The sequence below is a fragment of the Burkholderia sp. 28_3 genome, assembly GCF_003253915.1.
GTDB lineage: Bacteria > Pseudomonadota > Gammaproteobacteria > Burkholderiales > Burkholderiaceae > Burkholderia > Burkholderia cenocepacia.
Window position 1 is genome coordinate 107593 of sequence record NZ_QKZF01000013.1, and the last position, 25450, is coordinate 133042.

At 60.6% G+C, this 25450-nt stretch carries 28 protein-coding genes and 1 tRNA gene; 11 read left to right on the forward strand and 18 right to left on the reverse strand.

The window, feature by feature from the left end; translation table 11 throughout:
* The first annotated feature begins 65 nt into the window (after positions 1-65).
* From DFS13_RS24850 to DFS13_RS24870, 4 genes are all read left to right on the forward strand, one after another.
* Positions 66-677: a glutathione S-transferase N-terminal domain-containing protein gene (locus DFS13_RS24850; RefSeq protein WP_006400565.1), complete on the forward strand. Its 612-nt coding sequence runs from the start codon at positions 66-68 to the stop codon at positions 675-677.
* 71 nt (positions 678-748) lie between these two features.
* The gene (locus DFS13_RS24855) at positions 749-1270 is read left to right on the forward strand and encodes a ClpXP protease specificity-enhancing factor (RefSeq protein ID WP_006485328.1); all 522 of its coding nucleotides are present in this window, start codon (positions 749-751) and stop codon (positions 1268-1270) included.
* Positions 1271-1288: 18 nt separating this feature from the next.
* Positions 1289-1364 (forward strand) — tRNA-Thr (locus DFS13_RS24860).
* A gap of 173 nt (positions 1365-1537) precedes the next feature.
* Positions 1538-2755, forward strand: a complete 1218-nt coding sequence (locus tag DFS13_RS24870; RefSeq protein WP_111442227.1) for an integrase arm-type DNA-binding domain-containing protein — start codon at positions 1538-1540, stop codon at positions 2753-2755.
* A gap of 615 nt (positions 2756-3370) precedes the next feature.
* On the opposite strand, the gene DFS13_RS24875 is transcribed toward DFS13_RS24870, so the two are convergent.
* From DFS13_RS24875 to DFS13_RS39975, 11 genes are all read right to left on the reverse strand, one after another.
* Positions 3371-6232, reverse strand: a complete 2862-nt coding sequence (locus DFS13_RS24875; RefSeq protein ID WP_166677930.1) for a DUF927 domain-containing protein — start codon at positions 6230-6232, stop codon at positions 3371-3373.
* Between the two features lie 127 nt (positions 6233-6359).
* Positions 6360-6686, reverse strand: a complete 327-nt coding sequence (locus DFS13_RS24880; RefSeq protein ID WP_111442229.1) for a hypothetical protein — start codon at positions 6684-6686, stop codon at positions 6360-6362.
* A 9-nt stretch (positions 6687-6695) separates the two neighbouring features.
* Entirely contained in the window at positions 6696-7043 is a 348-nt protein-coding gene (locus tag DFS13_RS24885) for a hypothetical protein (RefSeq protein WP_004522498.1), read from the reverse strand.
* Positions 7036-7248, reverse strand: a complete 213-nt coding sequence (locus tag DFS13_RS24890; protein ID WP_111442230.1) for a hypothetical protein — start codon at positions 7246-7248, stop codon at positions 7036-7038. Before DFS13_RS24890 ends, DFS13_RS24885 begins: the two co-directional genes overlap by 8 nt.
* Entirely contained in the window at positions 7241-7543 is a 303-nt protein-coding gene (locus DFS13_RS24895; RefSeq protein ID WP_111442241.1) for a hypothetical protein, read from the reverse strand. Before DFS13_RS24895 ends, DFS13_RS24890 begins: the two co-directional genes overlap by 8 nt.
* Positions 7536-7712, reverse strand: coding sequence for a hypothetical protein (locus DFS13_RS24900; RefSeq protein WP_111442231.1), 177 nt, complete (start codon positions 7710-7712; stop codon positions 7536-7538). The genes DFS13_RS24895 and DFS13_RS24900 overlap by 8 nt, the downstream gene beginning before the upstream one ends.
* A gap of 360 nt (positions 7713-8072) precedes the next feature.
* Positions 8073-8351 carry a hypothetical protein gene (locus DFS13_RS24910; RefSeq protein ID WP_069239085.1) on the reverse strand — a complete coding sequence of 93 codons (279 nt, stop codon included), beginning with the start codon at positions 8349-8351 and terminating at the stop codon, positions 8073-8075.
* Entirely contained in the window at positions 8348-8569 is a 222-nt protein-coding gene (locus DFS13_RS24915; RefSeq protein ID WP_080484275.1) for an AlpA family transcriptional regulator, read from the reverse strand. The genes DFS13_RS24910 and DFS13_RS24915 overlap by 4 nt, the downstream gene beginning before the upstream one ends.
* Before the next feature lie 116 nt (positions 8570-8685).
* Positions 8686-9477 (reverse strand): transcriptional regulator domain-containing protein, encoded by a 792-nt coding sequence (locus DFS13_RS39965; protein WP_124259945.1) that lies wholly within the window; start codon positions 9475-9477, stop codon positions 8686-8688.
* Positions 9478-9618: 141 nt separating this feature from the next.
* The gene (locus DFS13_RS39970; RefSeq protein ID WP_134163168.1) at positions 9619-11082 is read right to left on the reverse strand and encodes a helix-hairpin-helix domain-containing protein; all 1464 of its coding nucleotides are present in this window, start codon (positions 11080-11082) and stop codon (positions 9619-9621) included.
* Positions 11079-11831, reverse strand: a complete 753-nt coding sequence (locus tag DFS13_RS39975; RefSeq protein WP_124259947.1) for a hypothetical protein — start codon at positions 11829-11831, stop codon at positions 11079-11081. The genes DFS13_RS39970 and DFS13_RS39975 overlap by 4 nt, the downstream gene beginning before the upstream one ends.
* Positions 11832-12147: 316 nt before the next feature.
* Between DFS13_RS39975 and DFS13_RS24920 the strand changes: the two genes are divergently transcribed.
* From DFS13_RS24920 to DFS13_RS24935, 4 genes are all read left to right on the forward strand, one after another.
* The gene (locus tag DFS13_RS24920) at positions 12148-12723 is read left to right on the forward strand and encodes a recombinase family protein (protein WP_111442232.1); all 576 of its coding nucleotides are present in this window, start codon (positions 12148-12150) and stop codon (positions 12721-12723) included.
* 988 nt (positions 12724-13711) lie between these two features.
* Positions 13712-15274: a recombinase family protein gene (locus DFS13_RS24925; protein WP_241308728.1), complete on the forward strand. Its 1563-nt coding sequence runs from the start codon at positions 13712-13714 to the stop codon at positions 15272-15274.
* Positions 15271-16158, forward strand: coding sequence for a ParB/RepB/Spo0J family partition protein (locus DFS13_RS24930; protein ID WP_111442233.1), 888 nt, complete (start codon positions 15271-15273; stop codon positions 16156-16158). Before DFS13_RS24925 ends, DFS13_RS24930 begins: the two co-directional genes overlap by 4 nt.
* Positions 16158-17078, forward strand: coding sequence for a plasmid partitioning protein RepB C-terminal domain-containing protein (locus DFS13_RS24935; RefSeq protein WP_111442234.1), 921 nt, complete (start codon positions 16158-16160; stop codon positions 17076-17078). The genes DFS13_RS24930 and DFS13_RS24935 overlap by 1 nt, the downstream gene beginning before the upstream one ends.
* A gap of 46 nt (positions 17079-17124) precedes the next feature.
* On the opposite strand, the gene DFS13_RS24940 is transcribed toward DFS13_RS24935, so the two are convergent.
* Genes DFS13_RS24940 through DFS13_RS24950 form a run of 3 tightly spaced genes read right to left on the reverse strand, consistent with a single transcriptional unit; the run spans position 17125 to position 19503 of the window.
* Positions 17125-18243 carry a DUF3396 domain-containing protein gene (locus DFS13_RS24940; protein WP_048986015.1) on the reverse strand — a complete coding sequence of 373 codons (1119 nt, stop codon included), beginning with the start codon at positions 18241-18243 and terminating at the stop codon, positions 17125-17127.
* Positions 18244-18247: 4 nt separating this feature from the next.
* Complete coding sequence (locus DFS13_RS24945; RefSeq protein WP_048986016.1) at positions 18248-19009, reverse strand: VRR-NUC domain-containing protein; 762 nt, start codon at positions 19007-19009, stop codon at positions 18248-18250.
* Positions 19006-19503, reverse strand: coding sequence for a PAAR domain-containing protein (locus tag DFS13_RS24950; protein ID WP_241308727.1), 498 nt, complete (start codon positions 19501-19503; stop codon positions 19006-19008). The genes DFS13_RS24945 and DFS13_RS24950 overlap by 4 nt, the downstream gene beginning before the upstream one ends.
* Before the next feature lie 764 nt (positions 19504-20267).
* Between DFS13_RS24950 and DFS13_RS24955 the strand changes: the two genes are divergently transcribed.
* Positions 20268-20471 (forward strand): hypothetical protein, encoded by a 204-nt coding sequence (locus DFS13_RS24955; protein ID WP_011546589.1) that lies wholly within the window; start codon positions 20268-20270, stop codon positions 20469-20471.
* Positions 20472-20579: 108 nt separating this feature from the next.
* Here the strand turns inward: DFS13_RS24955 and DFS13_RS24960 are convergent, their stop codons facing one another.
* Positions 20580-21380 carry a transporter substrate-binding domain-containing protein gene (locus DFS13_RS24960; protein WP_111442236.1) on the reverse strand — a complete coding sequence of 267 codons (801 nt, stop codon included), beginning with the start codon at positions 21378-21380 and terminating at the stop codon, positions 20580-20582.
* A 281-nt stretch (positions 21381-21661) separates the two neighbouring features.
* Here DFS13_RS24960 and DFS13_RS24965 point away from each other — a divergent pair, with 281 nt between their 5' ends.
* Positions 21662-21979 carry a hypothetical protein gene (locus DFS13_RS24965; RefSeq protein WP_048986020.1) on the forward strand — a complete coding sequence of 106 codons (318 nt, stop codon included), beginning with the start codon at positions 21662-21664 and terminating at the stop codon, positions 21977-21979.
* Positions 21980-22060: 81 nt separating this feature from the next.
* On the forward strand, positions 22061-22396 hold the full coding sequence (locus DFS13_RS24970; protein ID WP_006494425.1) for a hypothetical protein: 336 nt from the start codon (positions 22061-22063) through the stop codon (positions 22394-22396).
* A 114-nt stretch (positions 22397-22510) separates the two neighbouring features.
* Here DFS13_RS24970 and icmH read toward each other — a convergent pair whose 3' ends face one another.
* The 3 genes from icmH to tssJ form a co-directional block, all read right to left on the reverse strand.
* The gene (gene icmH, locus DFS13_RS24975) at positions 22511-23293 is read right to left on the reverse strand and encodes a type IVB secretion system protein IcmH/DotU (protein ID WP_006491869.1); all 783 of its coding nucleotides are present in this window, start codon (positions 23291-23293) and stop codon (positions 22511-22513) included.
* Positions 23290-24636 (reverse strand): type VI secretion system baseplate subunit TssK, encoded by a 1347-nt coding sequence (gene tssK, locus DFS13_RS24980; protein ID WP_006477098.1) that lies wholly within the window; start codon positions 24634-24636, stop codon positions 23290-23292. The genes icmH and tssK overlap by 4 nt, the downstream gene beginning before the upstream one ends.
* A 105-nt stretch (positions 24637-24741) precedes the next feature.
* Positions 24742-25341 carry a type VI secretion system lipoprotein TssJ gene (gene tssJ, locus DFS13_RS24985; protein WP_006485335.1) on the reverse strand — a complete coding sequence of 200 codons (600 nt, stop codon included), beginning with the start codon at positions 25339-25341 and terminating at the stop codon, positions 24742-24744.
* Positions 25342-25450: the final 109 nt, after the last annotated feature.

Below are 25450 nucleotides of genomic sequence, written 5' to 3' on the forward strand. Positions count from 1 at the left end.
AGGCGGAACCCGTGAAAGGGGTTGCGCCGCGTGCCGGCCCTCGGCTTTTTTGAGGAAACGCAAATATGATGGTTCTGTATTCCGGCACAACTTGCCCGTTCTCCCAGCGTTGCCGGCTGGTGCTGTTCGAGAAGGGCATGGACTTCGAAATCCGCGACGTCGACCTGTTCAACAAGCCGGAAGACATTTCGGTGATGAACCCGTACGGTCAGGTGCCGATCCTGGTCGAGCGCGACCTGATCCTGTACGAATCGAACATCATCAACGAGTACATCGACGAGCGCTTCCCGCATCCGCAACTGATGCCGGCCGACCCGGTGCAGCGCGCCCGTGCGCGCCTGTTCCTGCTCAACTTCGAGAAGGAATTGTTCGTCCACGTCAGCACGCTCGAGAACGAGAAGGGCAAGGCGGCGGAGAAGAATCACGAGAAGGCCCGCCTCGCGATCCGCGATCGCCTGACGCAACTCGCGCCGATCTTCGTGAAGAACAAGTACATGCTCGGCGAAGAGTTCTCGATGCTCGACGTCGCGATCGCACCGCTGCTGTGGCGCCTGGATCACTACGGCATCGAGCTGTCGAAGAACGCCGCGCCGCTGATGAAGTACGCCGAACGGATCTTCAGCCGTCCGGCCTACATCGAAGCACTGACGCCGTCCGAAAAGGTCATGCGTCGTTAATGTTGCAATGAAGGCATGACGGAGCGGGTGGCGCGGCGTGCCGCGCGCCCGCTCCGGGTTCGAGGATTGTGATGCAAGAGATTTCAACGAAGCCTTATCTGCTGCGCGCGTTGTACGAGTGGTGCACCGATAACGGTTACACGCCGCATATCGCGGTGAGGGTCGACAACTCGACGCGCGTGCCGCGTCAGTTCGTGCGTGACGGCGAGATCGTGCTCAACATCAGCTTCGAGGCGACGAGCCAGTTGCAGATGGGCAACGAGTGGATCGAGTTCACGGCCCGGTTCTCCGGGAAGGCGCACAAGATCGAGATTCCGGTGGCCAACGTGCTCGCGATCTATGCGCGCGAGAACGGGCAGGGCATGGCGTTCCAGGTCGATGCGGTCGCGGGCGAAGGCGAGGATTCGGGCGCGTTCGACGATGATGCCGCGCAAGCCGATGACGCGCAGCGCGACGAGTCCGTCTCGCCGTTGGCGCCGGTCGCCGATAGCGGTGCGAACGAGGAGCCGTCCGAAGGGGCCGACGAACCGCCGAAAACCGACGGCGACGGCTCGAAAGGCGGCAGCAGACCTCGCCTCAAGATCGTGAAATGAGGTAGAATCTCGCGCTACGCCGGCTTAGCTCATCTGGTAGAGCAGTTGATTTGTAATCATCAGGTGGCGGGTTCGAGTCCTGCAGCCGGCACCAAACACTAGTTTCAAGTAGTACCCGGAAGTCCCAAAACCCGCGTCCAGCCTAGCGCTGACGCGGGTTTTTTGTTTCAGGACGTCCCGTGAGGGGCCGGGGCATCCCCAAAATTTGGGGGTAAGATTCGGGGTATAACTTCCGGGATTTGGGGGTATGCCGTACCCCGACGAATAATGAAAACCAAACCTCTTACCGACGCCAAGTGCCGCAACGCTAGATTCGATGAGGCCGGGGGAAACAAACTCTTCGACGGCGGCGGCCTGTATCTCGATCTGCGTTCCAGTGGTTCGAAGAAATGGCGGCTCAAATACCGGTTCAATGGCAAAGAAAACCTGCTGACGTTCGGCGACTATCCCTCGACGTCGCTCGCTGATGCTCGGTCGAGGCGTGACGAAGCGAAGCGGCTGTTAGCGGAAGGGAAGAACCCTGCGTTCGAGCGTGACGTCGAGAAGCAGACTCGCGCCATTGCCGCACAGAACACCTTCGAGGCCGTCGCGCTGGAGTGGTACGAGGCGCAGCAAGCGACATGGAGCGCTTCGCACGCGAACCGAGTCAAGAAACAGCTCGATCGCGAGGTGTTTCCCCTGATCGGCCAGCGCCCGATTTCTTCGATCGGCGCCCCGGATTTGCTCGCGGTCATTCGACGAATCGAAGGACGAGAGGCGTTCGAGACGGCGCGCAAGACGTTGCAGACATGCGGCCAAGTCTTTCGCTATGCCGTTGCAACGAGCCGTGCCGAGCGAGATCCGTCGCCGGACCTGCGAGGCGCATTGAAGGCGGTGCCCGTCAAGCATATGGCGCGAGTCGGCGAAAGCGAGCTGCCGGAGTTGCTTCGCTCGATCGCTTCCTATGAAGGCGAGCCCGAGACCCGGCTCGCTTTGCGATTCCTGGCATTGACGTTCGTTCGCACCATCGAGCTGCGGCAGGCCGAGTGGACGGAGATCGACTTGGAGCGCCGAGAGTGGCGCATTCCGGCCGAGAAGATGAAGATGCGCCGCGTGCATATCGTGCCGCTCGCCGAGCAGACGATCGCGCTGCTTTCCGAGCTGCGCGCGCTGACGGGCCATCGTCGCTGGCTGTTCCCGAATAGCCGCAGACCGTTGCAGCAGATGAGCGAGAACACGATCCTGTACGCGCTCTATCGAATGGGCTATCGCAGTCGCATGACCGGGCACGGGTTCCGTGGTCTTGCCTCAACGATCTTGAACGAGAAGGGCTTCAATTCCGACTGGATCGAGCGTCAGCTCGCGCACTCCGAGCAGGACGGTGTGCGGGCGGCATACAACCACGCCGAGTATCTGTCCGAGCGCCATCGCATGATGCAGTGGTGGGCGGACTATCTCGACAAACAGGGTGGGGCGAAGATCATCCCGATCGCGGCTGCAAGATAGACCCGTGCCACCACGCGTATGACCCCCTTGCCGCGCACCTCCCACCGATTTTTCGGAGTTGGCACCGCACTGTCGGTCCCCTGCATGTCGGTATGAATATGACCCCCCTTAGGCGCGCCGGGAGTAGGAAAAACACGCGGGTGTGAGCCCCCGCGTCTTTGCCCTAGACGCAGGGTCCCCCGCTTTCCCGCCACCCCGACACTTGCGACCGGCGCAACAATGCCCGATCGGGGCGCGTCGCGGACACCCCCTCGAAAACACGTCATCGACGCCCTTCGAATCCCGGAGAGCCGCGCCCCGTCTGGCTACGCGGTCGACGCAGACGGTCGACGCCTGTCCGCTCAGTGCAAAACGAGTTGGAGATTTGGAGATAAACGTCCGAATCGGCCGCAAAGCCTTATGGGGTAAGGCTTCGCGTGTCTCCAAACGATTTGGAGAACGCTGGAGATACTGGAGATAAACCGGGCTGGATTGTTACGGTTGCGGCAAGATTCGCCGCCATCGCCGGCCCAGTTCCGTCTGGAGCGTATCGCTCAAAGTAACTTTGACGCACGGGCCAAAAATGCCGCGCAAAGGAATGCCCGCCACCGCCCTCCCGGACGGCGGCGGTGCATTTCACAGCTCAAGCGTGAAGATGGACGGCAACACGCGATAGACCATGAACTTGCCGTGACCGGGGATGTATTCCTGCCGGTATGGGTAGCCGTCGCTACGCGGCATCAGCACGCCCCGCTTCATCAGTGCCTTGGCGACGATCTTGTGATCGAAGCCGGCGCACACGTCCTTCCGAAACACGGCCGCTTCGATCAGGTATTCCGTCTCGACGCTTTCCGCATCGTCGGCGCTCATCTTGCCGCCGAACTCGGCGTAATACTCGCGATCGGAGGCGATGGGCGTGCGCCGCTCGTCGCGCTTCACGTGCTGCTTGAAGCCCGCTCGATGCGGCACGTTCGGCCGATGGTCGTCCTGCGCCCGGTTCATCCACACGAAACGGTTGTCACCGTGCGCGGCGAGGAAATGCTGTACCTGCCGCACGGCTTCGGCCTCGTCCGAGTTGCCGGTGCCGCCGCGTAGTTCGAGCCAGCCTTCGAAGCAGCGACGCGCAGCCTCGACCGCTTCGCCCTGCGGCCAGCCGGTCAGTCCGTGCGCCGTCGCCAACTCGCCGGCCACCGCAACGAGGCAGAACCGCTTGGCGACGCGCGCGACCTGCGAATGCGAACCGTCCGGCACCCATTGCCCGACCAGCTCGTCGACGCGCATGCGCAGATGCTCGGCCAGCTCGCCGGCCTGCGACGACGCCCACTCGATGAATGCGGGGCCGGCCGTGCCGTAGTGCATGCCGGCGTGCCGCTCAAGATGCTCGATCAGCGCGGCCGGCGTCGGGAAGCCGTGCAGGTTTTCTACGACGCCCATTTCGCCAACCTCGGCGGGAATCGCGGGCAAGCGCACCTCGATACCGCCTTTCATCGGCTTGTTGCCTTCGGCCATCAGCGCGGACACGCTCTTTTCGCCGTTCGACAGGAACAGCAGCCGCCACGTGAGTACGGGCTTGGCCGAGCCGCTACGCGACGCGCGGGCCTTGCCCGACTCGTTCGCGAGCATGTAGATCACATCGCCAACCAAGCGCGGCTCGACCTGCCCGATTTCGTCGAGGATCAGCAGCGCGTCGCTATGCTGCGTGGCGACGGCTTCGAGCGCGTTGTCGGTCGCCTTCCAGCTCCGCACGTAGTCCGGCGAGCCGAATACGGACGCGGCGATGACGCCGCCGGTCGATTTGCCCTTGGACGTCGTGCCGAGCAGGTGGAAGCCGCCCGACTGAAGCCCGGAGAAATGCAGCAGCGGACCAGCGAAGGCGGTAGCGACGCAGAACAGCAGCCGGCTATTGCCGACGCAGTAGGCCGCGACCTCGCGTTGCCAGTCGTCGAGCGTGCCGCGCTCCTTGAACTGGCTCTGGATTGGCGTGTCGGCCTGATAGATCAGCGCCTCCTTGCCGGTGCCGATCACGCGATCGGGTAGCACGAACGCGCCGTGATGCCAGCCGACGCGCGGCACGCAGCGCACGCGCTCGTCCGGTTGCGCCATCTGCACATAGTTGGCGATCTGCGTGCGGGCGATCTGCGTCACGCCGAGCTTCACGCCCATATCGAGCAGCATGCGGCGCAGCTCCGTGCCGTCGCCGGCAAAGAGGCCGGCCGGCACCGCCCATCGTTTCAGGATGCCGTCGCGATCCGTGAATTCGAGCAGGTAACCCCACTCGCTGTTCATCTCGTTCCGCGTCTCCGCAATCACGTCGATACGCGTGCTGACCCAATGCGGCGGCAGCGGATCGCCCTGATTGTTGAAGCCGTGAAACCACACGCCCTTGTCGTCGACGACAAACCGCGACTTGCCGTCCTGCGCTCGGGCCGTTTTCGGGCGCTTGGCGGGCTTCGCGGCGACTGGAGCAGCCTTGGCCTTGCCGGCGTCCGCCGAGCCGGCCGAGGCGAGCGCAGCACGCACGGCGGCGGCCACCGCATCCGGGCCGAGATGGACAGCCAGGTCGTTGAAGTCGGTGCCGGCCGCCGGGCGGTTCGGACCGAAGTCAGGCACCGCGACGATGCCGGCGACGGCCTCGGCCGCCGCACGGGCCTTCGTCACGCCCGGATTGCCTTTCGTCGTGTGATCGTCATCGGCGCATACGACGATGCGCGCGTCCGGATACTGGCCGCGCAGTGCAGTCGCCACGGCGTGCAGGTTGCCGGCGTCGAACGCGACGGCGGCCGGATAGCCCGTCGCGGCCGCGAGCGTCGCGCACGTCGCGTAGCCCTCGCCAATCAGCAGCGTGGACGGCGCGGAAGATAGCGGGCCGCCGATCAGCGAGAAGCAGCCCGCCTTGCGGCCGTTCGGCAGATAGCGCTTCTGGCCGTCCGTCAGGACGAACTCCAGCGTCCACAGCTTCCCGTCCGCGTCACGGGCCGGGATGACGAGGGCGCCGTCGCATGCGGCCGTGCCGATGCACAAGCCGCCGCGATAGACGCGCAGCGCGTCGACCGGGATGCGCTTTCGAACGAGGTACGGGTGATCGGCCGGCGCGGGCTCGGCCGCCGACCAGATCGATTCAGCGAGCGCCGACGCGGCTTGCTGTTTCTCGGTCAGTTCGGCCAGCTCGGCCGCTTCGCGGGCCGCGCGCTCGGCCTTCTGCCGCTCGCGCTCCGCTGGATCGACTGGCTTCGCCCGATGCGCGCGCGGATCGAAGCCGCCGACCTTGGCGAGGTGAAACAGCGTATTGATGGTGATCTTGCCGCCCTTGAACGACTTCCACACATCGCGCGCGTCCTTGCCGTTGTAGTTCTGCGCGCCTTGGCTCCATTCGTTCCAGAGGGCGAAGCCCTCCTCGCCAAACTCGGCCTTGAGCGCCATCCCCACCTGACGCCACGTGTCGCGGTCGTCGGGCGGAACATAGCCGAGCGCGACTCTCGCCCGCTCGAATTCGGACATGGGTGCGTTACTCATAGGTTCCCACTGGACGCGCGTCGGTCGGCTTCCGATTAGTAGTCCATATCGGGTAAGCAGCTACCCGACGCGCGAAGAATTGAATGATGCGACGATGCCTAGCGGCGCAGCGTCAGCCGGCCGCGCGAGGCACCGATAGAACGGCCCCGCCGGCCGTGACGTCGTTGCTGTAGACGTAGCGGCCGAGCCGTGACTCCCCAAGGGCGTCGTTGGCCGCCTCCAGCGCCGCGCCGATCGACGGCAGGGACGCGCGGAACAGGCTCAGCACAAGCCAGTAGTCGTCATCGGACATGGCCTTGTCAGCCGCCCAATGCAGGCTGTCCAGCAGCTCCATCGCATCGCTGATCCGTGTCCCGATGCGGGCGGAATCGAGGCGGTTCACCTCGGCCACGAAGTGCGACGCGAGCGGCTGCACGGCATTCTTGTTCGTCTTTGCCATGACCGCCCCTCAGTGCGTCGTGCGCGGTTCGCGCGTGACGAGGCCGAGCGCCGCGAACAGGTGCTGCTGCACGCGCCCCATCAGGCCGGCCGCGAACGCTTGGCGGCTGATCGTCACGCGGTGCGCGTCGACGTCGCCAGCGTCCTGCATGGCGGATTCCATGCCGCGTGCGAACGCGGCGGCTTGATGGGCCGCGTAGTCGTGCAGCCGCACGTCGCCTTTCAGGTCGAGCCATGCGTCGGCGCAGATCGCGCCGAGGTCGACGGCAAATTGCAGCTCGATCGGTGCGCCCGTATCCAGCGGCGGTGCGTTGTCGAATCCGTCGACAACCGCGGTTCGGATGCGTTGATCAGTCATTGCACACCTCCGGCTGCGCGGTACGGCGCATTTCGGCCGAATACCGGCTCGCAACGCTTTGCCCCATGTCGACGAGCGCCCGCTCGTAGGTGCCCTCCGCAAGATGCGAACGGACAGCATCGAACAGGGCTTCGAGCTGGGCGAACTGATGGGCCGCACACATGGCGATCATCGTGACTTCGTTCGGCAGGCGGTATTTAGACATGGCGCACCTCCAGAATCGACGCGAGGAGTTGCCCGACATCGATCGTGCAATCCAGCTCCGCTTCGCCGCGAATCGGCGTGAGGTTCCAGTCGTAGACGGCCGCGTGCGTGAATTCGCCGAACCGCCGATCGTAGGCGCTGCGCCCCGAGACGGGGCCGCCCAAGATCCGCACGCGCCAATCGTGATCGGGCGTCGGGCGAGCTGATGCCACCTCGACCAGCATGCCGATGCGTGAACGCGCATCGCATTGCGTGACGATCGCCAGATCGCCAATCTTGCAGCGCAGGTCAGCCATGACGCACCTCCGCACGGACGAGCGCGGCGATGGCCGCCAATGCTGCGCCGGTTGCATCGAGCGCGTCCTGATACGTGTTGGCGGTTGCCGCGTCGCGCAGAGCTGCGCGGACAATGGATTGAATGAGGTGGGATTGCTGCCCGGTACGGGCGTGCGACGACTGGCGCATTGGGTGCGACCTCCTTTTGCTGAGTTCGGAACCCGGCCCCCAACGCCAATTGGGGTGGCCGAGCACATGACGGAGTTGGCGTACCGGCGCAAAAGGAAACCGGCGTGCCCGAAGGCACCCCCGCCAAGGCCCGACCATTGAAGGCGCTTAGCGTGCGGACGTAAAAAAACCGCGCTGCGGCGGTTGTCCGCCTTTTGCATGTTCCGGACGCCAATCCGGGTCGCTGTTGTCTCAACGACGTGCACAGGATACTGCGCACCGCCGCGATGTGCAAATCGGGGAGGGACGGGCCAGCGGCGGCCGCATGAGGCGGCCGACTCGCCGCACCCTTCACCACGGCAAAGTAACTTTGGCGAGACGTCATGCCGGGGCCTTCGGATCAAGCATGAAAACCGCGTGCTTGAGGAGTTCGACAGCACGCTTGGCACGCGACGGCATGCGTTCGGCATCGCGTTCGAACACCGTGGCCGCCGCCGCGATCCAGCAAGCGGCCTCACGACGGGCTTCGTCAACGCTTTGCCCAAGCGCTTTGGCGAACCGCTCGCGCTGACGCGTCAATTCACTTTTGTAGAAAGCAGCGTCGGCTCGCTTTTTCTCGTCGCGTGCTACTGCGCGTGCGTTCGATGTGTCGTTCGTCATTGTGGTTGGCCCCGATTCGCACGCGCAGCGAGCCATGCCTCGATGTCGCGCTCGAGCCAGCCAACAGCGCGCACGCCAAGCGGAATGGGCCGAGGAAACGTTCCGGCCTGAATTTGCCTATAGATCTCGCTTTTGCTTAATCCGATGCGTTCGGTAAGTGGACGCAGGCGAACAACTCGATTTGTAGTGAGGGAAGGGTGCGGGTTTTGTATTTCCATTTGCGCTCCGGTGAAATGGAACCGCGCGGGACTGCACGGCACGAGAGTAGTGTCGTCATTTCCACGACAGCGCAAACGTCAGGTTTGAGGAAGCTATATTTATAGGGCTGAGGTTTCTACCTTGACACCGGTGCTCCTCTCATGATCGGTAACACTCGATAGTCGTGCTCTATATATCGGCGAGCCGCGTCGAGCGCGTTTCTTGCATCTTGCACATAGTCGACGTCGTCGACGTCCAGTTTTTCGTTCATGAACTGATCTGCCAATTCGTTTAGTGCCTGTGCTTCGGATAACCCGAGGTCTTTCATTGCGCGAAACCCGTCGAATGCACGCAGATATCGAGGCAACAAATTCCATCGAGGTCTAGCAGCTTTCCGCGCAGCAGGGAGTTTGGATTGCTGGAATTCCAGCACGGATTTCACTTGCTCTAGCTGCCGAGAAATTGGCATAGAGGCATCAAAAATCACCCTGTACTCAGTGTCGCGCAACGGTCGGTCAAAGTATCGTGACGAGTCTACGGGGCCACTAATGAACCCGCATGGTGCGTCGAATTCCATGTTCACAAATTGTTGGGTTCCATCGTCGAGAGTTAGCGGCCAGCCCCACACCCAAGACGGCGGGTACCAATAGTCAATACCCCAGTCCATGAGGAATTTCGAATGCGCGTCGAAGTCGGGGTGAGATGCAAGGCGCTGCTCGCGAGGAATGCGTGCTAACCGGTTACAGAAATCGGCCTGCTGCTTGATGAACTTTTCATTCCGACGCAGGAATTCCCACGCCCACCTGTCGCCGCTGACGGATGGTGGTGGGTACGCGGCTGGGTTACGCCAATCGGGAATTCGAAACCAACTCCGAACGCGACGCCGCGCATGAATAGAACCAAGTCGCCTACCATTAAAGACAAACAATGCGTGCTCTCCATACGCCCTTCAGACCCGAAGCCGAGTCAGCCGGAGAAGGTGTCCGGCTTTCGGGCGATCGCCCTAGGCCCGGCGGGCGGTATTTTCTCACGGGTCAACTTGGTTTGATCTTGACGTATTTGGAGCCCGTTACATCCATATGGCTTGTGCAACCGTATTCTTGATGCGGAAAAAGAACTTGGTGCCAATGCCCGACAGTTTTCGAAGGTCCTCGTCTGGCGCGGTGGCCAAATCTGCAATGGTTACTATGCCTGCATCGCGAAGCGTTCTGATTTTCTGCTCGGTCAATCCATAGGGATATACGTTTCTATTTCCAAGTACTTCTATGCCGAGCGCGAGGACAGCCAGGTTGCGCGACAGGTCTGGCTCGGGAACAGAAACATTGAGTACATCATTGGCGGAGTAAATCTCCGCCGGCTCGTCCGTGGCGGCTGACCAGTCGAGAAACAAATCTTGCGTTATCCGGCGCTGCGGTACGTGGTCGAGGAGCGTGCAGAGGTTGGATGCATACCGCCCACCTCGTCCACCGGATTTCAGAGCTCTAGACGCTTCGCGCCGAGAGATGAATCCCACGTATTCAAGAATTTCGAGTACCTTAACGAGGCGATGCTGATGGTCTTTGTGTAATAGCACCGATGTTGCACGTTTTTCCGCAAGATGCTTGAACAATCGCTCGGCAACCTCCTGCGCTGGATCCAGGAGCGGTTCATAAATTCCAAGCTTTGGCTTCAATTCGTCAAGCAGCGGCCAGTAGTAGTCTGCTCCGAGTTTAACGAAGGAGGAAGTCAATTCATTTAACCCGATAGTCTCGTGCTCGCTCAAAATATTGCAGGTGAAGATGAACGCTCGGGCATTTCCAAGTACTGCGCGACCAAGAAATCTGAAAATTCGTTCCTCGTCCACGAGTACGGATTTCGTAAATCTGCTTTCTAATCCGGTGTATCTTGCGGCGATCACTTCTCGAAAGAATTCCGAAAAGGCCGGGGTGCGTTCGTCTCTGGCTAAGTCGATAACGGTCGCATCGTTGTAGACGTCGAAACGCGTTCCAAACTTAGTTACTCCAGGATAGATTGCTGCTTTGCATGAAACTCCGTTCCCGGAAAGAGTGCGGAATAATCCAAAGAAATCTCCAAGATCTGTTTCGCGGCCGATGTGAGCTGCATCGTCGAACATTAAAATTAGCCGCTTGTTTATCTTGGAAGCCAACCCAACGAGAGCGGATCTTATGTCTTCCGGTCCAATTCCTGACGCTAGTTGTTCGGCTGATCCAGTGCTGCTCAGAGCCTCGTTTACCGCTTCCACAAGGAGGCGCGTAAAGAATTGTTGATAGTCATTGCCGGTCGACTGCAACAACGGAAGATGGCGCAGGCTGAGATAGACTGGCAAGGCCGTAGGCAACGAAATCCGGGCGCGACGCGTCGCTTCGATGAGAAGTGCGCTCTTGCCGCTACCGCGACCACCACGTAGCAGAACGGGGCCGTGTGCCATTAGACTTTTGATGATCCTGTCTTCGTATTCCGTGAAGCGATGGAGACGAACGAAATCCGTCTCTTCACAGTCTTCTGCGGCGAGGACCAAACCGTCGTCATTCATTTCCAAAAACCCCCAATTCTATTTGCGAAGTCGATCGCCTTTTGCTCACTCCATCGGTATAGGAAGTGATCGCTAAAATGGCTTAGCAGCGCAAAGCACGTTAATCGTTGGGCAACAGTGTGAAAGTCGCTCTCAATTGATACGGCATCGAAGGCCGCGGCCGGATTGGACAGTAGTTCACTATGGACGCCCTTTGAGAATTTGGAGAATAGTCCCTCTAGGCTGCTGCGAAGTTCGGCGCAAAATCGCTCCGGCTGCTTATTCGATAGGTCGGAAATCCAGTCGTGAACAACGCCAAATTTCGCAATGGCGTCACTTAATCTATCGAATGCGGGAATCCAAATTAGCTCGTTTGTCCATGGACCTAACAGAGAGCGACATCCATTCTCCCTCGTGTTTATGGACCACATTTGTGTTCCGGGCTTTTCGGGTGAAATGATATCGCCGGTCCACTGGATTCCGGATTTACTTCGTGCTTCGAACTCGTAATAGGACGCTTCCTGATGTCGCTTTGCTGCAAGAACCCTAAAGGGGTCCAAGCGCGCCAAAAGAGCGGTACACGCCGTTTCAAGATACGCTCGCCCCAGGTAAGGGCCATACAGAGGAATCGAATGAGCGTTCTCTTGCTTTCCTCGCAAAGTACGCGAGGCAATTTCCATGCGCAACAGTCGCAAGCGCAGGTCTCTCAAAACGCCTTGCAATTCGCTATCGGCGCTTGCAAGGTCCCCGACGACAATCCTGTTTAACATTTTCGAGCTTCCGAGTCTCGTTATGAGCATTGGCATCGCCGATCGTGTGACGACCCGGACCAGGCGAAGCCAGGGAAGTATAGCCGGTTCAACAGCCACGCCAGATAGACGACATACGGAACGCTGTTGGAAAGAGCTCATCGGAATGCACGGAGCCATGCGTCAAGCGATATGCCCTGGCTCATAGTCGGCAACAGTGTCCAAAACCGATCCCTTGCGGACATGGGAGCTCAGTCATGTCCGAAAATAAGGCTTTCATACTTCCGGACATGCGGTATGATTCGGACATCCTTTTCGAACATATTGAGAGTGCAGCATGTCCCGGACCTTCGCATACGCCCGCGTCAGCACGACCGACCAAACAGCAGCTAACCAACTCCTTGAGATCGAGGCGGCCGGCTTTGCGGTCGACAAGCGTCGGGTGGTTACGGAGAGCATTTCCGGTAGCGTCAGTGCGCAACAGCGCCCGGGGTTCGCCGAGTTGCTTCTCAAGATGGAAGAGGGGGATGTGTTGATCGTGACCAAGCTGGATCGACTCGGTCGGAACGCGATGGACGTGCGGGAGACGGTTGAAGTGTTGGCAGATCGCGGCATTCGGATTCACTGCCTTGCACTGGGCGGCGTTGACCTGACAAGCGCGGCCGGCCGTATGACGATGCAGGTCTTAAACGCTGTTGCGGAGTTTGAACGCGATTTGTTGATCGAGCGAACGCAGGCCGGCATCGCGCGAGCAAAGGCGGAAGGCAAGGCGATGGGCCGCCCGTCCGCGCTGAGCAAGCAACAACAGGACGAAGTGCGCCAGCAGTTGAGCCAAGGTGCGAGCGTCGCGAGTCTCGCGAAGAGCTATGGCACGAGTCGCCAGACGATCATGCGGGTGCGCGACGCAGTCTAAGCGGCGAACACCGTTCAACTCACGACCTGCTAGAGCCCGGCTCGCTCGGTGGTGGCGGAGCGAGCAGCTTAAAGGCGCGAGGAGGTGCATGCACGGTTCCGGGCTGGATGTCGGTCCGCATTGCCCAAATGGCCGCACTCAAAAGTGCGTCATGCCTCTCGTCGCTTCGCTCGGTGTTGCGGTAGGAGATCTCGCGTTGAAACGCTTGGACGGCATCCAAGACGGTCGGGGATGCGACCAACGTCAAAGCATTCACCGCGTCAGCGTAGCGCTCTTGCGCAGCGGGTGTTGATCGGCCTGAAACAATAGCAGACAGCGCGGCCATGTACTCCTGGTACCGATCTATCTTCACTTGCCGCCAATCGGACGCGTGCTCGCGCTTTTGAGCAAGTGTCGACGTAACTACCACACCGACTAGGGCGAATAAGCCGGATGCGAGCGCGGCGAGCACCGCCGATACCACTGCGGAGTTTGTCATGGTCAGCCCCCGAATTAACAATCACGTCGCGATTATGCCGCAGTCACTTGTGCCAATCAGCGGCACCATGGAGCGATGGCAAAGTAACTTTCTTGGATTACGGTACCGGAAGCTGTAGAGGCGCGTGCGCCGCCATGTGCATGCCGTCCGGCCGCCCTACGGCGTCAGCGATACGTGTACCGATGCGGTTACGTCCCGGTCCTAGGTCGGGTGCCAACGTAGCGTGACACAAGCGATTGAGCAGCATTCTTGTCTTCTCCGCCTCGTCCGACTCTCGCCGCGTCATTCGTGGCTTTTGCGGTGACTGCCCGAGCGCTGCAGCAGATACTACTTTCGCGCCTCATTACGCCGGCCGCGAACACTTGAGGAATGATCCTGACGAGATTCGCATGCTACTAGCTGCGACGTGCCGTTATCGATCGCGTCCTGAATAAATGATCGTCGCTGCCATCAATCTGTCATGCATTCGGCGAACGATTGCCATTCAAGGTGGGTCGTTGGAGCGTGATCATGCAGCACTCGCTAGCGATTGAAGAAGAGAGCGCGGACAGACGGATTCCAGTCGCGCAGTACACGCGTATGTCCACCGAGCATCAGCGGTACTCGACTGAGAATCAGGCGCAATTCATTGCCGAGTTTGCTAGTACGCACGGAATGGATATTGTCCGGTCGTACCAGGACGACGGAAAGAGCGGACTGAATATCGAGGGGCGGCAAGGGCTCCGAAGTTTGCTTCAGGACGTACAGAGCCGAAACACAGATTTTGTTGCGGTACTCGTCTACGACGTCAGTCGTTGGGGGCGTTTCCCTGATCCGGACGAAGCTGCTGTTTATGAACAAACATGCAAGCGCAACGGCGTCCAAGTCATCTATTGCGCGGAGCAGTTTGGAAGCGATACGTCGCTCGGTTCCACCTTGCTCAAGAGCTTGAAGCGGAGCATGGCTGCGGAGTATAGCCGCGAACTTTCCGTCAAAGTATTCGCCGGCCATCGCAACCTGGTTCAACGCGGCTATAGGCAGGGAGGCATTCCGGGCTTCGGTCTGCAACGGCAGTTGATCGATGAGAATCACGTCGTCAAGGGGCTACTACATCACGGCGAGAAGAAGAGCATTCAGACCGATCGCATAGTGCTGGTGCCTGGGCCTGCGGAAGACATTGCCACGGTACACCGTATCTATCGGCTCTTTCTTGACCACGGTATGCCCGAACGCGTCATCGCCTCGCACATGAATCGCGAAGGCGTTTTGAACCACTGCGGCCGACCGTGGACGCGGGGAACGATTCATCAGATTTTGACGAACGAGAAGTACATCGGAAACAACGTATACAACCGCACGTCGTTTAAGCTCAAGATGCAGCACGTGCGGAATCCGCCGGAGCAATGGATTAGGAAGGATGGGGCGTTCGACGCTATTGTCCCCGCTGACTGGTATTACAGGGTACAAGCCATCATCGCGAACCGCTCTCGTCATCTGGACGACGGCGAAATGCTTGCGGCGCTTGCAAGCATTCTGGACAAGTACGGCGCCTTGTCTGGATTGATCATCGACGAGGAAGACAACGCACCGTCAAGCGCGGCATATCGCTCCCGCTTTGGCAGCCTTCTACGGGCATACAGCCTCGTGGGTTTTATGCCCCGACGTGATTATTCGTATCTGGAAATAAACCGCGTACTTCGGCAACGCTATCCCGCTGTGCTCAACGAGATCCAGGTAGGCATCGAAAAGTCAGGCGGATTCTCGCGTCGCGACGGTGAAACGGATCTTCTCGACGTCAACGGCGAATTCACCGTGTCGCTTGTGATAGCGCGATGCAAGGTGACGCCCGCTGGAAGCTATCGCTGGCGTGTCCGCCTTGATACGAGTTTATCGCCGGACATCACGATTGTTGCGCGCATGAACCACGACAACACGAAGCCATACGATTTCTATCTGCTGCCATCGATCGATTTCACCCCAGCTTTGTTGCCTTACGCGGAGTACAACGGTTTTGCCTTGGACGTGTACCAGTTCGAGACGCTTGATATGTTCTATCGAATCACGGCCCGACTGCCGCTTGCGGAGGCGATATGAGCGACGCGACCGGAGAAGTTGTGATGATTCCCGTCGAAGCAATCGTAGTCGTCAATCCCCGAATACGGAACAAGAAAAGCCATCGCGACATCACGGAGAACATTCAGCGGATAGGGCTAAAGCGTCCGATTGAGGTAAGGCGCATGCCCGGCGAACCGGGGAAGTATGCTCTGGTGTGCGGCCAAGGCCGGTTGGAGTCCTTCAAAATTTTGGGGCAGAGGGAGATCCCAGCGATTGTCCTAGATGTTGATGAAGACACGGGCCTGATTATGGGCATTGTGGAGAACGTTGCTCGGCGCAATCCTCTGGCGAGCGAGATGCTGGCTCAGGTCGACATACTGCGAAAGAAGGGATATTCGGATGCCGAGATAGGGAAGAAGATTGGCTATACAGCATCGTGGGTGAACATGGTTGGCACACTGCTGGAAAAAGGAGAGAAGCGTCTGCTTGTCGCAGCGGAGGCCGGGCATATTTCACTGCACTTAGCTATAGAAATTTCGCGTGCATCCGATTCGGAGGCCCAGCATTTGTTGCTCGCCGCAGTGAACAGTGGCGAGATCAAAGGGAAGAAGGTGGCAGTGATTCGACGTATTCTCGAGCAGCGATCACTGACTGGTAAGGCACCTCATGACGCAACCAGTCGCAGCACTAAGCGGAAGAAGCTCAGCTCTGAGGATCTGATGCGTCTGTATCAGCGAGAAGCTGATCGGCACAAACTCATTCAACTGAAGGCGGAACGTGTAAGCACGTCGTTGTTAGTCGTCAATGAAATTTTCAAGGACTTGTTTGCCGACGCAGAATTTGTCGATCTGATCAGGGATGAGGGACTTGTAACCGTTCCACAACCGCTGGCCGCCACTGCCAACCGCGGAGGGTTGATCTGATGGAAAGACTACGCGCCAAAGTCGTCGACAGCGGCTTCAACCACGAATGGTTCGACGTGCCGCTCGCGGTACTGCATCCATCGAAAACGCTGCCGCCCAAAGTTAAGGAAAGTGCGAAATACGTTCAGATCCGATCATCGGTGAATGTCGTCGGCCTTGTTGAGCCGGTAATCGTCGTCCCGCATTCGTCGATTCCCGGGCACTTCTCGATTCTCGACGGTCATCTTCGAGTCGAAGCGTTGATGGAGCTCGGACGAGGGCACGCTCGATGTTTGATCGCAAAAGACGACGAAGGACTCACATACAACAAGAGAATCAGTCGCGTGACTGCAATTCAAGAGCACAACATGATTCTGAAAGTGTACGAAAGCGGGGTGCCGATCGAACGTTTGGCGGCGGCGCTTGGTCTGACAGCGGCAACGATCCGAGCTAGGTTTCGGATGCTGGACGGAATTTGCGACGAGGCAATCAAGTTGCTGGCCGACAAGCGAGTGCCATGCCGCGTTTTTCCGATCCTGCGGCAGATGAAGCCATTTCGTCAGATTGATGTCGCGCTAGCAATGAACAACCTCGACAACTACTCAGGAAAGTTTGTGCTAGCAATGCTAGAGACGACCCCAGATGACCAGCTAGTTGACGGTCCTAGGGACCACGCAACGAAGCCTGGAACGTTCGAAGCTGTCCGGCGTTTGGAGCGAGAGTTGGCCGTTCTACAGGCCGATACCAAGGTTATCGAGGAAAATTACGGCCCAGACAGTTTGAAGCTGGTCGTCATTAAAACCTACATCACCAGTCTTCTAGATAACGCGCGAGTCGTTCGATGGCTGGCTCAGTTTCGGCCGGACTACCTCAAGCAACTGCAGGCAATTGGTGAGGTGAAGGCACTGACGCCGGCAAATGCAGAAGGGAAGGCTGCGTGACGGACGCGGTGCACATGTTGGGGGCAATCGCATCGTATTCGTCACGTTATGCCGTGTTGCCATGCAGCTTTGGCGTTTTGTGCAGCTCGATCCAGATGCTGTTGAGTTGGTCATCTTGTACGGTGAGCCGACGCAGCCAACCTTCGGTCGCTACGACCGTATTTAGCAGGGGCGCGGTACTGTCCAGTGTCCCGTCTTGCAGCGTATCGACCTCATCCGCGATGATCGGCCGCAACGCGTGGTTCAGAATGACGTACGCGGCGGGTGGAGATACGGGAATGCCTGGTCCATTGGATACGCCGGCCTGCGGCGCGACGCCGGCCTGAATAATCAAGCCCCCGTTCCCGAGGGGAATACGGGCGAACCAATCTGGCGGAAGTCCGAGCGCCGATGCACCACCAACAGCCGCGACCAAGTCCGCATCGAGCGCGTTGAGCCAGTCAACGGTCTTGATCTTCGTGTAAAGCTTACGAACGGTGGAACGCATTGGATCGCCGACGTCGATGCCAGGCCCGAAACGGCGCGCGTAGAAATACTCGCTGGCTTCGTTTGGTCGCCGCCCCATTGGAGGCACGTTCACGGCCAGCCCGCCGTGACCGCTAACTATCGGCAACGCTTCTGCGAACGCGCGGAACATCGCCTCGAACACGCCGGGGCGGTGGGCGATAAACGCACGCGGTACCGTGAAGACCAGTCCGTCGAGACCGCGTTTCCGTGCAGCCTTCTTTTCGCTAAGCGCGAACACCGTGAATTCATAGAAACCGGTCGCGAGCTTGTGCTCGGCGCTGGTGATCGCGACCGCAAGGGTCTCGTCGGAGGGAACGCTCGTCGCGAGACTTTCGAATCCCGGAGACTTGTCGTACTGGATCGGTTCTTCTCCCTCGGAATAGAACCAGCGCAGCGGCCCGGACTTCGACGGCGTCTGGCCGGCCGCCACTTCGAGCGCGTGTTGATATTCCTCGATCGCCGCGTTGTACTGCTTGAAGCAGCCCACCAGCGCTTGCCGAACCTCCGACGTGAAACCGTTGCGGAAGTAAAGCACGCCCCGCACTACAAGGGCGGCACCCGTGATCCCTTTTTGGTGCGTGGGCTCGTAAAGCCCGAAAGGCATGGTGTCCGCACGGCGCGGATCTTTGGCCCAAGCTTCAATTTCGTCGTTCGTCATGGCGTCAAAGCGGGAGCGGGAATGCAGGTGGCGGCAAGGAGGGCGCGGTCGGGAGCGGTGGGCCTCCGGGCGCGGTGCTATTCCCGCCGAACAAGTCGTCAAGCTCGGATTGTCGCGCGGATTGCTTCGAGCGCGAAGTTTCCTTCTGGCCGTCGTCGTCGCCGCATCCGCAATCAGCCGCGCCGAGGTGAACAAACTTCGACGGGCCGCCCGCGATTTCGATGTAGTCGTCTTCCTGATCAGGGCCGTATCGATCGCCTGGGAATTTCATTTCCACGACGGTCTTGATATTCGATTGCTCCGGAGGTTTCGACGGGTCGTTCACGATGACGACGTCAGGGCGGCGGACATCGCCTTTCTCGTATTTCCTGCCCTTGCTGGGCCACACATCCTTGATCCACTGGCGAATGCCCGAATTGGGCTCCAGCGGATCTTCGTAGTCCATGATCGGTTGGGGTGGATTCGTCGTCATATCGTACGGTTGCTCCGGCCGGTATTCCGTTGGAACGCCCGTCTGCATCTTCGACACCTCATTGGGGAGCCCGAGGCGCATTTCGACGCAGCGCTGCCGCTGGATTGTTCCGGCTTTCGTCGCGACGCCGATCCGACGGCACTCGCAGAACGTGTGACACAGAACTTTCCGATCCTTCGGGGAGAGTTTGGAGGCGCTTAAACCTACCTGCGTTGTCTGACCGGCCGAGCTTGAGCCCCCAGTCGACGACCCAGGGGAATAACCACCGTTCCCCGGAGAATAATCGCCACTCACGCGTCGCTCCCTGGCTGACTAAACGATAGCGACGATGCTTGTTGACTGCTGATCCAATCGGTGTGGCCGCTCGCGTCCGTCGTGCCTTGAATCGTTTGACCGTCCGCTGACGTGACCGTGTATGGGTGATTCGGGATCGGCGCGCGCGTCTTGTCGTCGACGAGCTGGAAGCGGCCGCGATATGTGCCATCGTCTTGCGCGGTCGTCTGCGTGACTACACTTTTGCCTGCGCCAACCGAGCCGCCTGCGCCGGAGGTCGGCTCTACCGTCGCCATGCCTTGCGATGCTATCAGCGTCGCACCGCATGCAGTCTTGTCGCCTTCGGTCGCAACAGCCCGGCCGCCAAACGTCATGCTGCGAACGCGGACGCCGATGATTGGGTAGACGCCGCTGCACTTGGGACACGACACCATGTCGCCTTCGAGCGCAAGTGGCTTGCCGAAGACGATGTTGGTAGACGTGCAGGCGAGTACCCGGCCACCGTGCCCGCCCAAAGTCACTTTTCATTGAACACAAGGCCAGCTTTTGCCGTTGCCTCGGGGAGGGCTGCGGGACGGGAGTTTCTTTGCGCGCTGCGTTCCAGACCGCAGGGTGCTTCTCGACACGGCTGGCGTCATGCGGCGTATTTGCCGGCTGTCTCCAACTTTGTCTCCAAGTAAATGAGTGTTTTGGAGATACACTTGGAGATAGCCGGACCCTTGACCAGTAAGGCTTCTGGGGGTGAATCGAGCATATATCTCCAAATCTCCAGAAGTTTTCTGTTCGGGCGGCCGGCACTCGGCGGACTTACGCCACAATTTTTCGCTCGGTGGCCTCATGCACATGGGCGCAACCGATTGGGGGTATGTTTGGGGGTTCAGATCCCAATCGCCGATTCAATTTTCTTTTTTAATCAATAGATTGGATGAGGATTGTTGATCCTGCAGCCGCACCAAATCCGAAAAAGGGTTACGGAGTTTTCCGTAACCCTTTTTTCGTTCATGGAGTCGCGCGCCGCGATGGCGCGGGCGCCATCGCCATCCCCCTTTTCTTGTCACGCCCGCGTCACGCTGTACCGCTAACGTTGCACGTTCCCGTCGCGGCAGCCTGTTCGCGATCAGGGGGTACGTGACTGCGTCCGACGCCGTGCCCGCGGCGCACAGGATCACCCGGGATCTCGCTCCCGGCAGCGTATTGGCCTCTGCCTCGCATCCATTCCATTCGACAACACGATCGACGCCTATCGAACTGTATCGCGTACGATCAGGAGACATGGACCATGTTGAGTCCGCATGAATTTTCTATGCTGCTGCGCATTGCGCGTGCGCCCGACAGTGTCGACCTCGCGAACCCGGCCTTTGCCGTGCTCGTCGAAAAGCGGCTGGTCGACGATACGCAGGTCCGCGTGAATGCGGTAGCGGCGCGCCCGGCGCTGACGCCGATCGGCCAGATGCTGCTTTCCCGCTTCGACGAGGCGGCCTGAAGGAAAAAGGAAAAGGGGAAGAAGGGAAAGGCGAGGAGAACGCTGCAACTGCGCGTCACGCCTTCGCCGCAGCGAAAAACGTGACGCATCGAACGCGCGCCGAACCGCTTACTGCGCGACCGGCACCGTCACGTCGCTGCCGAACCAGTGCGTCGAGATTTTCTTCAGCGTGCCGTCCTTGCGCAGCGAATCGAGCGCGTCGTTGATTGCCTTCTCGAACTTCGGATTGCCCTTGCGGAACGGGATCGCCATTTCCTGCTTGCCGCCGTTCAGCACCGCCCCCGCGCGCAGCGGCAGGTTCGACGTCTTGATCATGTACGGCAGCATCAGGCGGTCGTCGAGCGTCGCCTCGATCCGGCCCGCAGCGAGGTCGCGCAATTTCTCCGGCGCGCCCGGATACGTCTGCACCTCGATGCCGGGCACGGTGCGCGCCATCTGGTCGTAGTTGGTGCCGAGCGTCACGCCGAGCTTCTTGCCCTTGAAATCGTCGAGCGACTTGAAGTTGCGCGTGTCGTCCTTGCGCTGAATCAGTTGCGCGGCCGAGTACGTGTACGGCTCGCTGAAGTCGAGCGCTTCCTTGCGCTGCGGCGTGATCGTGACCTGGTTGACGATCACGTCGAACTTGCCGGCCTGCAGCCCGGCGATGATGCCGCTCCATTCGGTCGGGATGAACTGCGTCTTCACGCCGAGCTTGCCGGCAACGGCGTTCGCGACGTCGACGTCGAAGCCCTCGAGCTGGCCGGACGTGCCGCGCGAGTTGAACGGCGGATACGTGCCTTCGAGGCCGACGCGCAGCACGCCGGCTTTCTTCACGGAATCGAGCAGGTCTTCCGCATGGGCGCCGACGGCCGTGAAGCCGAGGGCCGACGCGAGCAGGAGGCCCGACAGCAGGAACTTCGAACGTTTCATCGCAGATCTCCAGGGTTCAGTGTCGTAGTGTGAGCGCCGGGTATCGGTCGGACCCGGGGCCGGCCGGAATGCGGGCACGTAGACACTACTCGCAACCGCGCCGCGCCGGAAGTCGAATTGGCCCTGATTGCAATCGATTTCACCGCGAACGAGTGACGCGATGCGTCATCTGACGCGCGCCGGGAGGCGGGCGGGCGAGGAATTGGCATAATCACGGCCTGCCGCGGGTGGCTCGCGGCCGATGCAACGCAATCATCAATCCGGATCCCACCGCAATACTCATGTCGACCGACTCCCCGACCGCAGCGTCGCTCCACCATATTCTCGAACGTCCCGGCGATTTCTCCGGGTGGCTTTACCTGCCGCCGATGCCGTGGACGCTCGACACCGAGGGGGCGTTCCTCGAAGGCGCCGATGACGCGGAAGCCGACGTTGCGCCCGCCATCGCGGCCCAACCCGGCTGGAAAGCCACGCTCGACAGCGCGACGATCGAGGACATCGTGATCAACGCACACGATCAGGTCGACGAGCCGAGCGTCGCACAATTGCTGGACGCGTTTGTCTTCTACGTCGAGAACGACGCGTTTATCCTGTTCTGATGCTGCGCCGCCGGCACGGCGCCGATCCACGGTTATGCTGGCAACCTGGCTGACTCGCTGCACGGCAGAAAGGAAATGAACATGGCCGACGATCCGGCAGCATTGCGCACGCAACAGGAAGCGCTTTGCGCACGCCACGGCCTGCAGGCCGTCGAACCCGAAGAGATGGTTGCCGTCGCGATGTCGACGCTCGGGCGCATGCCGATCTACGGCACGCGCATCGCGCTGTCCGAAGGCGACAACGTCAGCTGGTTCTTCCACTGCGGCGAATACTCGGACGCCGACGATTTCTATCAGCCGCTGCATGCGGCGCACCTGTCGACCTATTTGCCGTCGGTTCTGCCTTATCTGCGGCTGCCGCCCGGCGCACGCTTCATCATCGACGACGCCGGCTATGAAGACATCTGGATGGCGTGACGCGTTGGCACACCATCGATCTTTTTCAGTTGTCCGGAGGAAGCGCGCAAAAGCAGAAAAGGACCGCCAGGCGGTCCTTTTCTCATGAAGCGGCGATCGAAAATCGCGTGCCGGTTACGGCAACGAGATCGTCAGGTTGGCCGACTCCGGCCCGACCTTGATCACCTGCGAATACGGCGCGAGCGCTTGCAGCGTCTTGTCCTTCAGGTACGTGTTGAGCCCGAGGTACCCGAGCAGCGCCACCAGCGCGAACACGGTCCCGATCGCCCACACCGGCACCTCGCGCTTCAAGCGGTGCGCGATCTGGTCCGGCAGCGGCCAGTGCGGCGCGAACGGCGCGCGCTTGCCCTTCATGTGCGCGATCTCGTCGCCCAGCCGCGCGGTCAGGTACGCGAGCTTTTCCGGCCCTTCGAGCAGGTACTTGCCCTGGAACCCGAGCAGCAGGCACATATGGAACACCTCGAGCGACTGCAGCCGTGCCGCACCCTGCGCACGACCTTCCTCGAGATACTGGAAGAACTTCTCGCCGGCGAGCTGCTCGCCGAACAACACGAGCTGCAGCGGCCGGCGTTCCCAGTCCGCGCGGATCTTGAACTGCGACGACAGCACCATCTCGTCGATGGCCGCGCAGAACGCGAACTTCGCGCCGTACACGTCCTCGGCGGCGATATTCAGCTTCTTCGCGCCGCGCTCGAAATCCGACAGGAATTCCTGGATCCGCGTGCTGAACTCGCTGGCGCTGTCCGGCTCCCGTCCGTTCTTGAGCAGGAACAGCATGAAGAACCCGTCGTACAGCAAATCGAGCAGCGAACGGGCCTGGAACGCGGAGTCCGTCGACGCCGGGGTATGCAGCGGTGCCGGCGCGTTGTCGCCGAACAGGGAAGGCGCGTAGCTCATGATGTGACCGCGATCAGTTCGAATTTCAGGTCATTGATGCCAGTCGGCGCGTAGATCATCGCGGACTGGGCCTGCAGCATGCGCTCGTACAGCGGGCTGCGCGAATCGAGCGCGAAGTAGCACGCGCCGGGGCGCACCGGAATCGCGGGCGGCACCTGCGGCGTGTACGACAGCCGCACGCCGGGCATCGCCGACAGCACGAGCTTGTCGACGTCGTCCGGCGCGCCGACCTTGAAGCGGGCCGGCACCGCATCGACGAGCTCGACGCTCGGCATGTCCGCGGACACTGCGAGGTAGAACTCGGTCTTGTCGTCGATCTTGCCGGAATCGAGGCGGCCGAGGTGGAACGACGGGCGCACCTCGTCGAGCGTGATCGCGAAATAGCGCGTCGAGATCACGGTGTCGAGCAGTTCGCGCAGCATCAGGTCGAGACGCGCGAAGCTCGGGCCCGGATCGTCGTGGCGGTACACGGGCAGGTCGGCGAGCGTATAGCCCTTCGAGAACGTCATCAACTGGCCGGCGAGGCGCAGCAGCTCCTGGAACAGCCGCTCCGGATGCAGCGCCGCATGCTGGTGCAGGTGCGCGAGCGTCGCGAATGCGGCGTTCGCCGTGTGCAGCAGCCAGAACGACGCGATGTCGCCCGAGCGGAACTCGATGATGTTCTTCGACGGCTCGCGGTGAAAGCCGTACAGCGCGTTCACCTTCGCCTGCAGCGCGTCGACCAGCTGGCGCAGCCGCTGGTGCAGGATCGGCGACGCTTCGATCGCGAGGCACGGCGGCACGAAGCTGTCGTCGATCTCGAAGCCGGACGTCGCGGTGCGGCGCACGCGTACGAGCGGCACCGACAGCAACTGGTCGCGCGGCTCGCTGTGTGCGATCAGCTTGACCTGCGTCTTCAGGAACGTGATGTCGGCTTCGGCGGCGTCGGTGAAGTTGTCGGCGACGCTCGTCTGCTCGCTGACGAACCGCGTCATGAAGCCGGCGGCCGGATCGTCGCTGTAGTTGGTGCCGTTCTCGCGCAGCGGGTGCAGCGCGAGATAGAACACGAATTCGTTGATGCCGTCGGGCAACGTATCCAGTGCGATCGGCGGCGGCAGGTCGTCGGCCTGCGGCGCGGCATACAGCGCGCCGTCCGGGAACACGAGCGCGAGTTCGGCCACCCGCAGCACGTTGCTGCCGAGCGCGTCGCGGTCGATGCGCACCGAGCGCACGCCCCAGTTGTATGGCTGGATCGCCTGGATGGACTCGAACAGGCGCGCCTCGTGGTACGCGTCCTGCCGCTGAAAGTGTTGAGGCCGGAGGAACAGCCCTTCCCCCCACAGCACCTTGGCCGAATAACTCATGTCAAATCCGGTTAATGTGGCGTTTGCGATGTAATCGATTTGGTCGTGCCCGAATTAAATCGCCAAGTGTGTTAACTCTTGTTAATTGACATTCGTGCGTCATGTTTAACCGCAGGAGACCGAAGACAGCATATTCAGCGGTTGCGAAGGCGCACCCTGTTGCGGTGCGATGACCGTGCCGTCGGTGACCGTCATCGCGCAATTATGCAGGCCGATGATTATGCCGGATTTCTCCGACTTCACCGGATCGAACGTCAGTTTCCAGCGTTGCAGTGCGGGATCGCGGAACAGCGCGACAATGCCGAATGCCTGCGCTTCGCGCGATACCTTCTCGGTTGCCGTATAGCGCTGGCCCGGAATCAGCGTGATTTCACGCACGTTCAGCAGATCGGCGCCGAGTGCGGTTTTTTCCTTGGCCGGGTCGGTAAATGCGTCGAACGGCGCTTGCTGGAACGAGGTCGGGTCTTTCAGCGCATAGAGGCGCACGACGAGCGCGAGCGGCTTGTTGTCGGTCGCGGCATTCAGGTTCGGTGCGGCGGCCAGCGTGAGGCCGATGTTGCGCGGCGGCTTCTGCGCGTCGGGCACCTCGGGCTTGCCGATGCCGGCCGCGGACATCACGGCGCTCGCGGCCGAGCCGAGCAGCGGAGCGGCCGCGCATCCGGCCAGAAGGGCGCACGCAAGCAGCGGCAGCGCGTAGCGAATCATGGACGATCTCATCGTTTTTTCCGGCGTGCCGCCTTTATCCCTGTCAAAACTGCCGGGATATTGCCGCGTTCGCTGCGTATCCCCGACATTGCACCGTTCAACTATTAAG

Bases quoted from the DNA above. Each gene is read 5' to 3' on its own strand.
- DFS13_RS24850 (WP_006400565.1), top strand. From the start codon at position 66: ATGATGGTTCTGTATTCCGGCACAACTTGCCCGTTCTCCCAGCGTTGC.
- DFS13_RS24855 (WP_006485328.1), top strand. From the start codon at position 749: ATGCAAGAGATTTCAACGAAGCCTTATCTGCTGCGCGCGTTGTACGAG.
- DFS13_RS24870 (WP_111442227.1), top strand. From the start codon at position 1,538: ATGAAAACCAAACCTCTTACCGACGCCAAGTGCCGCAACGCTAGATTC.
- DFS13_RS24875 (WP_166677930.1), bottom strand. From the start codon at position 6,232: ATGTCCGAATTCGAGCGGGCGAGAGTCGCGCTCGGCTATGTTCCGCCC.
- DFS13_RS24880 (WP_111442229.1), bottom strand. From the start codon at position 6,686: ATGGCAAAGACGAACAAGAATGCCGTGCAGCCGCTCGCGTCGCACTTC.
- DFS13_RS24885 (WP_004522498.1), bottom strand. From the start codon at position 7,043: ATGACTGATCAACGCATCCGAACCGCGGTTGTCGACGGATTCGACAAC.
- DFS13_RS24890 (WP_111442230.1), bottom strand. From the start codon at position 7,248: ATGTCTAAATACCGCCTGCCGAACGAAGTCACGATGATCGCCATGTGT.
- DFS13_RS24895 (WP_111442241.1), bottom strand. From the start codon at position 7,543: ATGGCTGACCTGCGCTGCAAGATTGGCGATCTGGCGATCGTCACGCAA.
- DFS13_RS24900 (WP_111442231.1), bottom strand. From the start codon at position 7,712: ATGCGCCAGTCGTCGCACGCCCGTACCGGGCAGCAATCCCACCTCATT.
- DFS13_RS24910 (WP_069239085.1), bottom strand. From the start codon at position 8,351: ATGACGAACGACACATCGAACGCACGCGCAGTAGCACGCGACGAGAAA.
- DFS13_RS24915 (WP_080484275.1), bottom strand. From the start codon at position 8,569: ATGGAAATACAAAACCCGCACCCTTCCCTCACTACAAATCGAGTTGTT.
- DFS13_RS39970 (WP_134163168.1), bottom strand. From the start codon at position 11,082: ATGAATGACGACGGTTTGGTCCTCGCCGCAGAAGACTGTGAAGAGACG.
- DFS13_RS39975 (WP_124259947.1), bottom strand. From the start codon at position 11,831: ATGTTAAACAGGATTGTCGTCGGGGACCTTGCAAGCGCCGATAGCGAA.
- DFS13_RS24920 (WP_111442232.1), top strand. From the start codon at position 12,148: ATGTCCCGGACCTTCGCATACGCCCGCGTCAGCACGACCGACCAAACA.
- DFS13_RS24925 (WP_241308728.1), top strand. From the start codon at position 13,712: ATGCAGCACTCGCTAGCGATTGAAGAAGAGAGCGCGGACAGACGGATT.
- DFS13_RS24930 (WP_111442233.1), top strand. From the start codon at position 15,271: ATGAGCGACGCGACCGGAGAAGTTGTGATGATTCCCGTCGAAGCAATC.
- DFS13_RS24935 (WP_111442234.1), top strand. From the start codon at position 16,158: ATGGAAAGACTACGCGCCAAAGTCGTCGACAGCGGCTTCAACCACGAA.
- DFS13_RS24940 (WP_048986015.1), bottom strand. From the start codon at position 18,243: ATGACGAACGACGAAATTGAAGCTTGGGCCAAAGATCCGCGCCGTGCG.
- DFS13_RS24955 (WP_011546589.1), top strand. From the start codon at position 20,268: ATGTTGAGTCCGCATGAATTTTCTATGCTGCTGCGCATTGCGCGTGCG.
- DFS13_RS24960 (WP_111442236.1), bottom strand. From the start codon at position 21,380: ATGAAACGTTCGAAGTTCCTGCTGTCGGGCCTCCTGCTCGCGTCGGCC.
- DFS13_RS24965 (WP_048986020.1), top strand. From the start codon at position 21,662: ATGTCGACCGACTCCCCGACCGCAGCGTCGCTCCACCATATTCTCGAA.
- DFS13_RS24970 (WP_006494425.1), top strand. From the start codon at position 22,061: ATGGCCGACGATCCGGCAGCATTGCGCACGCAACAGGAAGCGCTTTGC.
- icmH (WP_006491869.1), bottom strand. From the start codon at position 23,293: ATGAGCTACGCGCCTTCCCTGTTCGGCGACAACGCGCCGGCACCGCTG.
- tssK (WP_006477098.1), bottom strand. From the start codon at position 24,636: ATGAGTTATTCGGCCAAGGTGCTGTGGGGGGAAGGGCTGTTCCTCCGG.
- tssJ (WP_006485335.1), bottom strand. From the start codon at position 25,341: ATGATTCGCTACGCGCTGCCGCTGCTTGCGTGCGCCCTTCTGGCCGGA.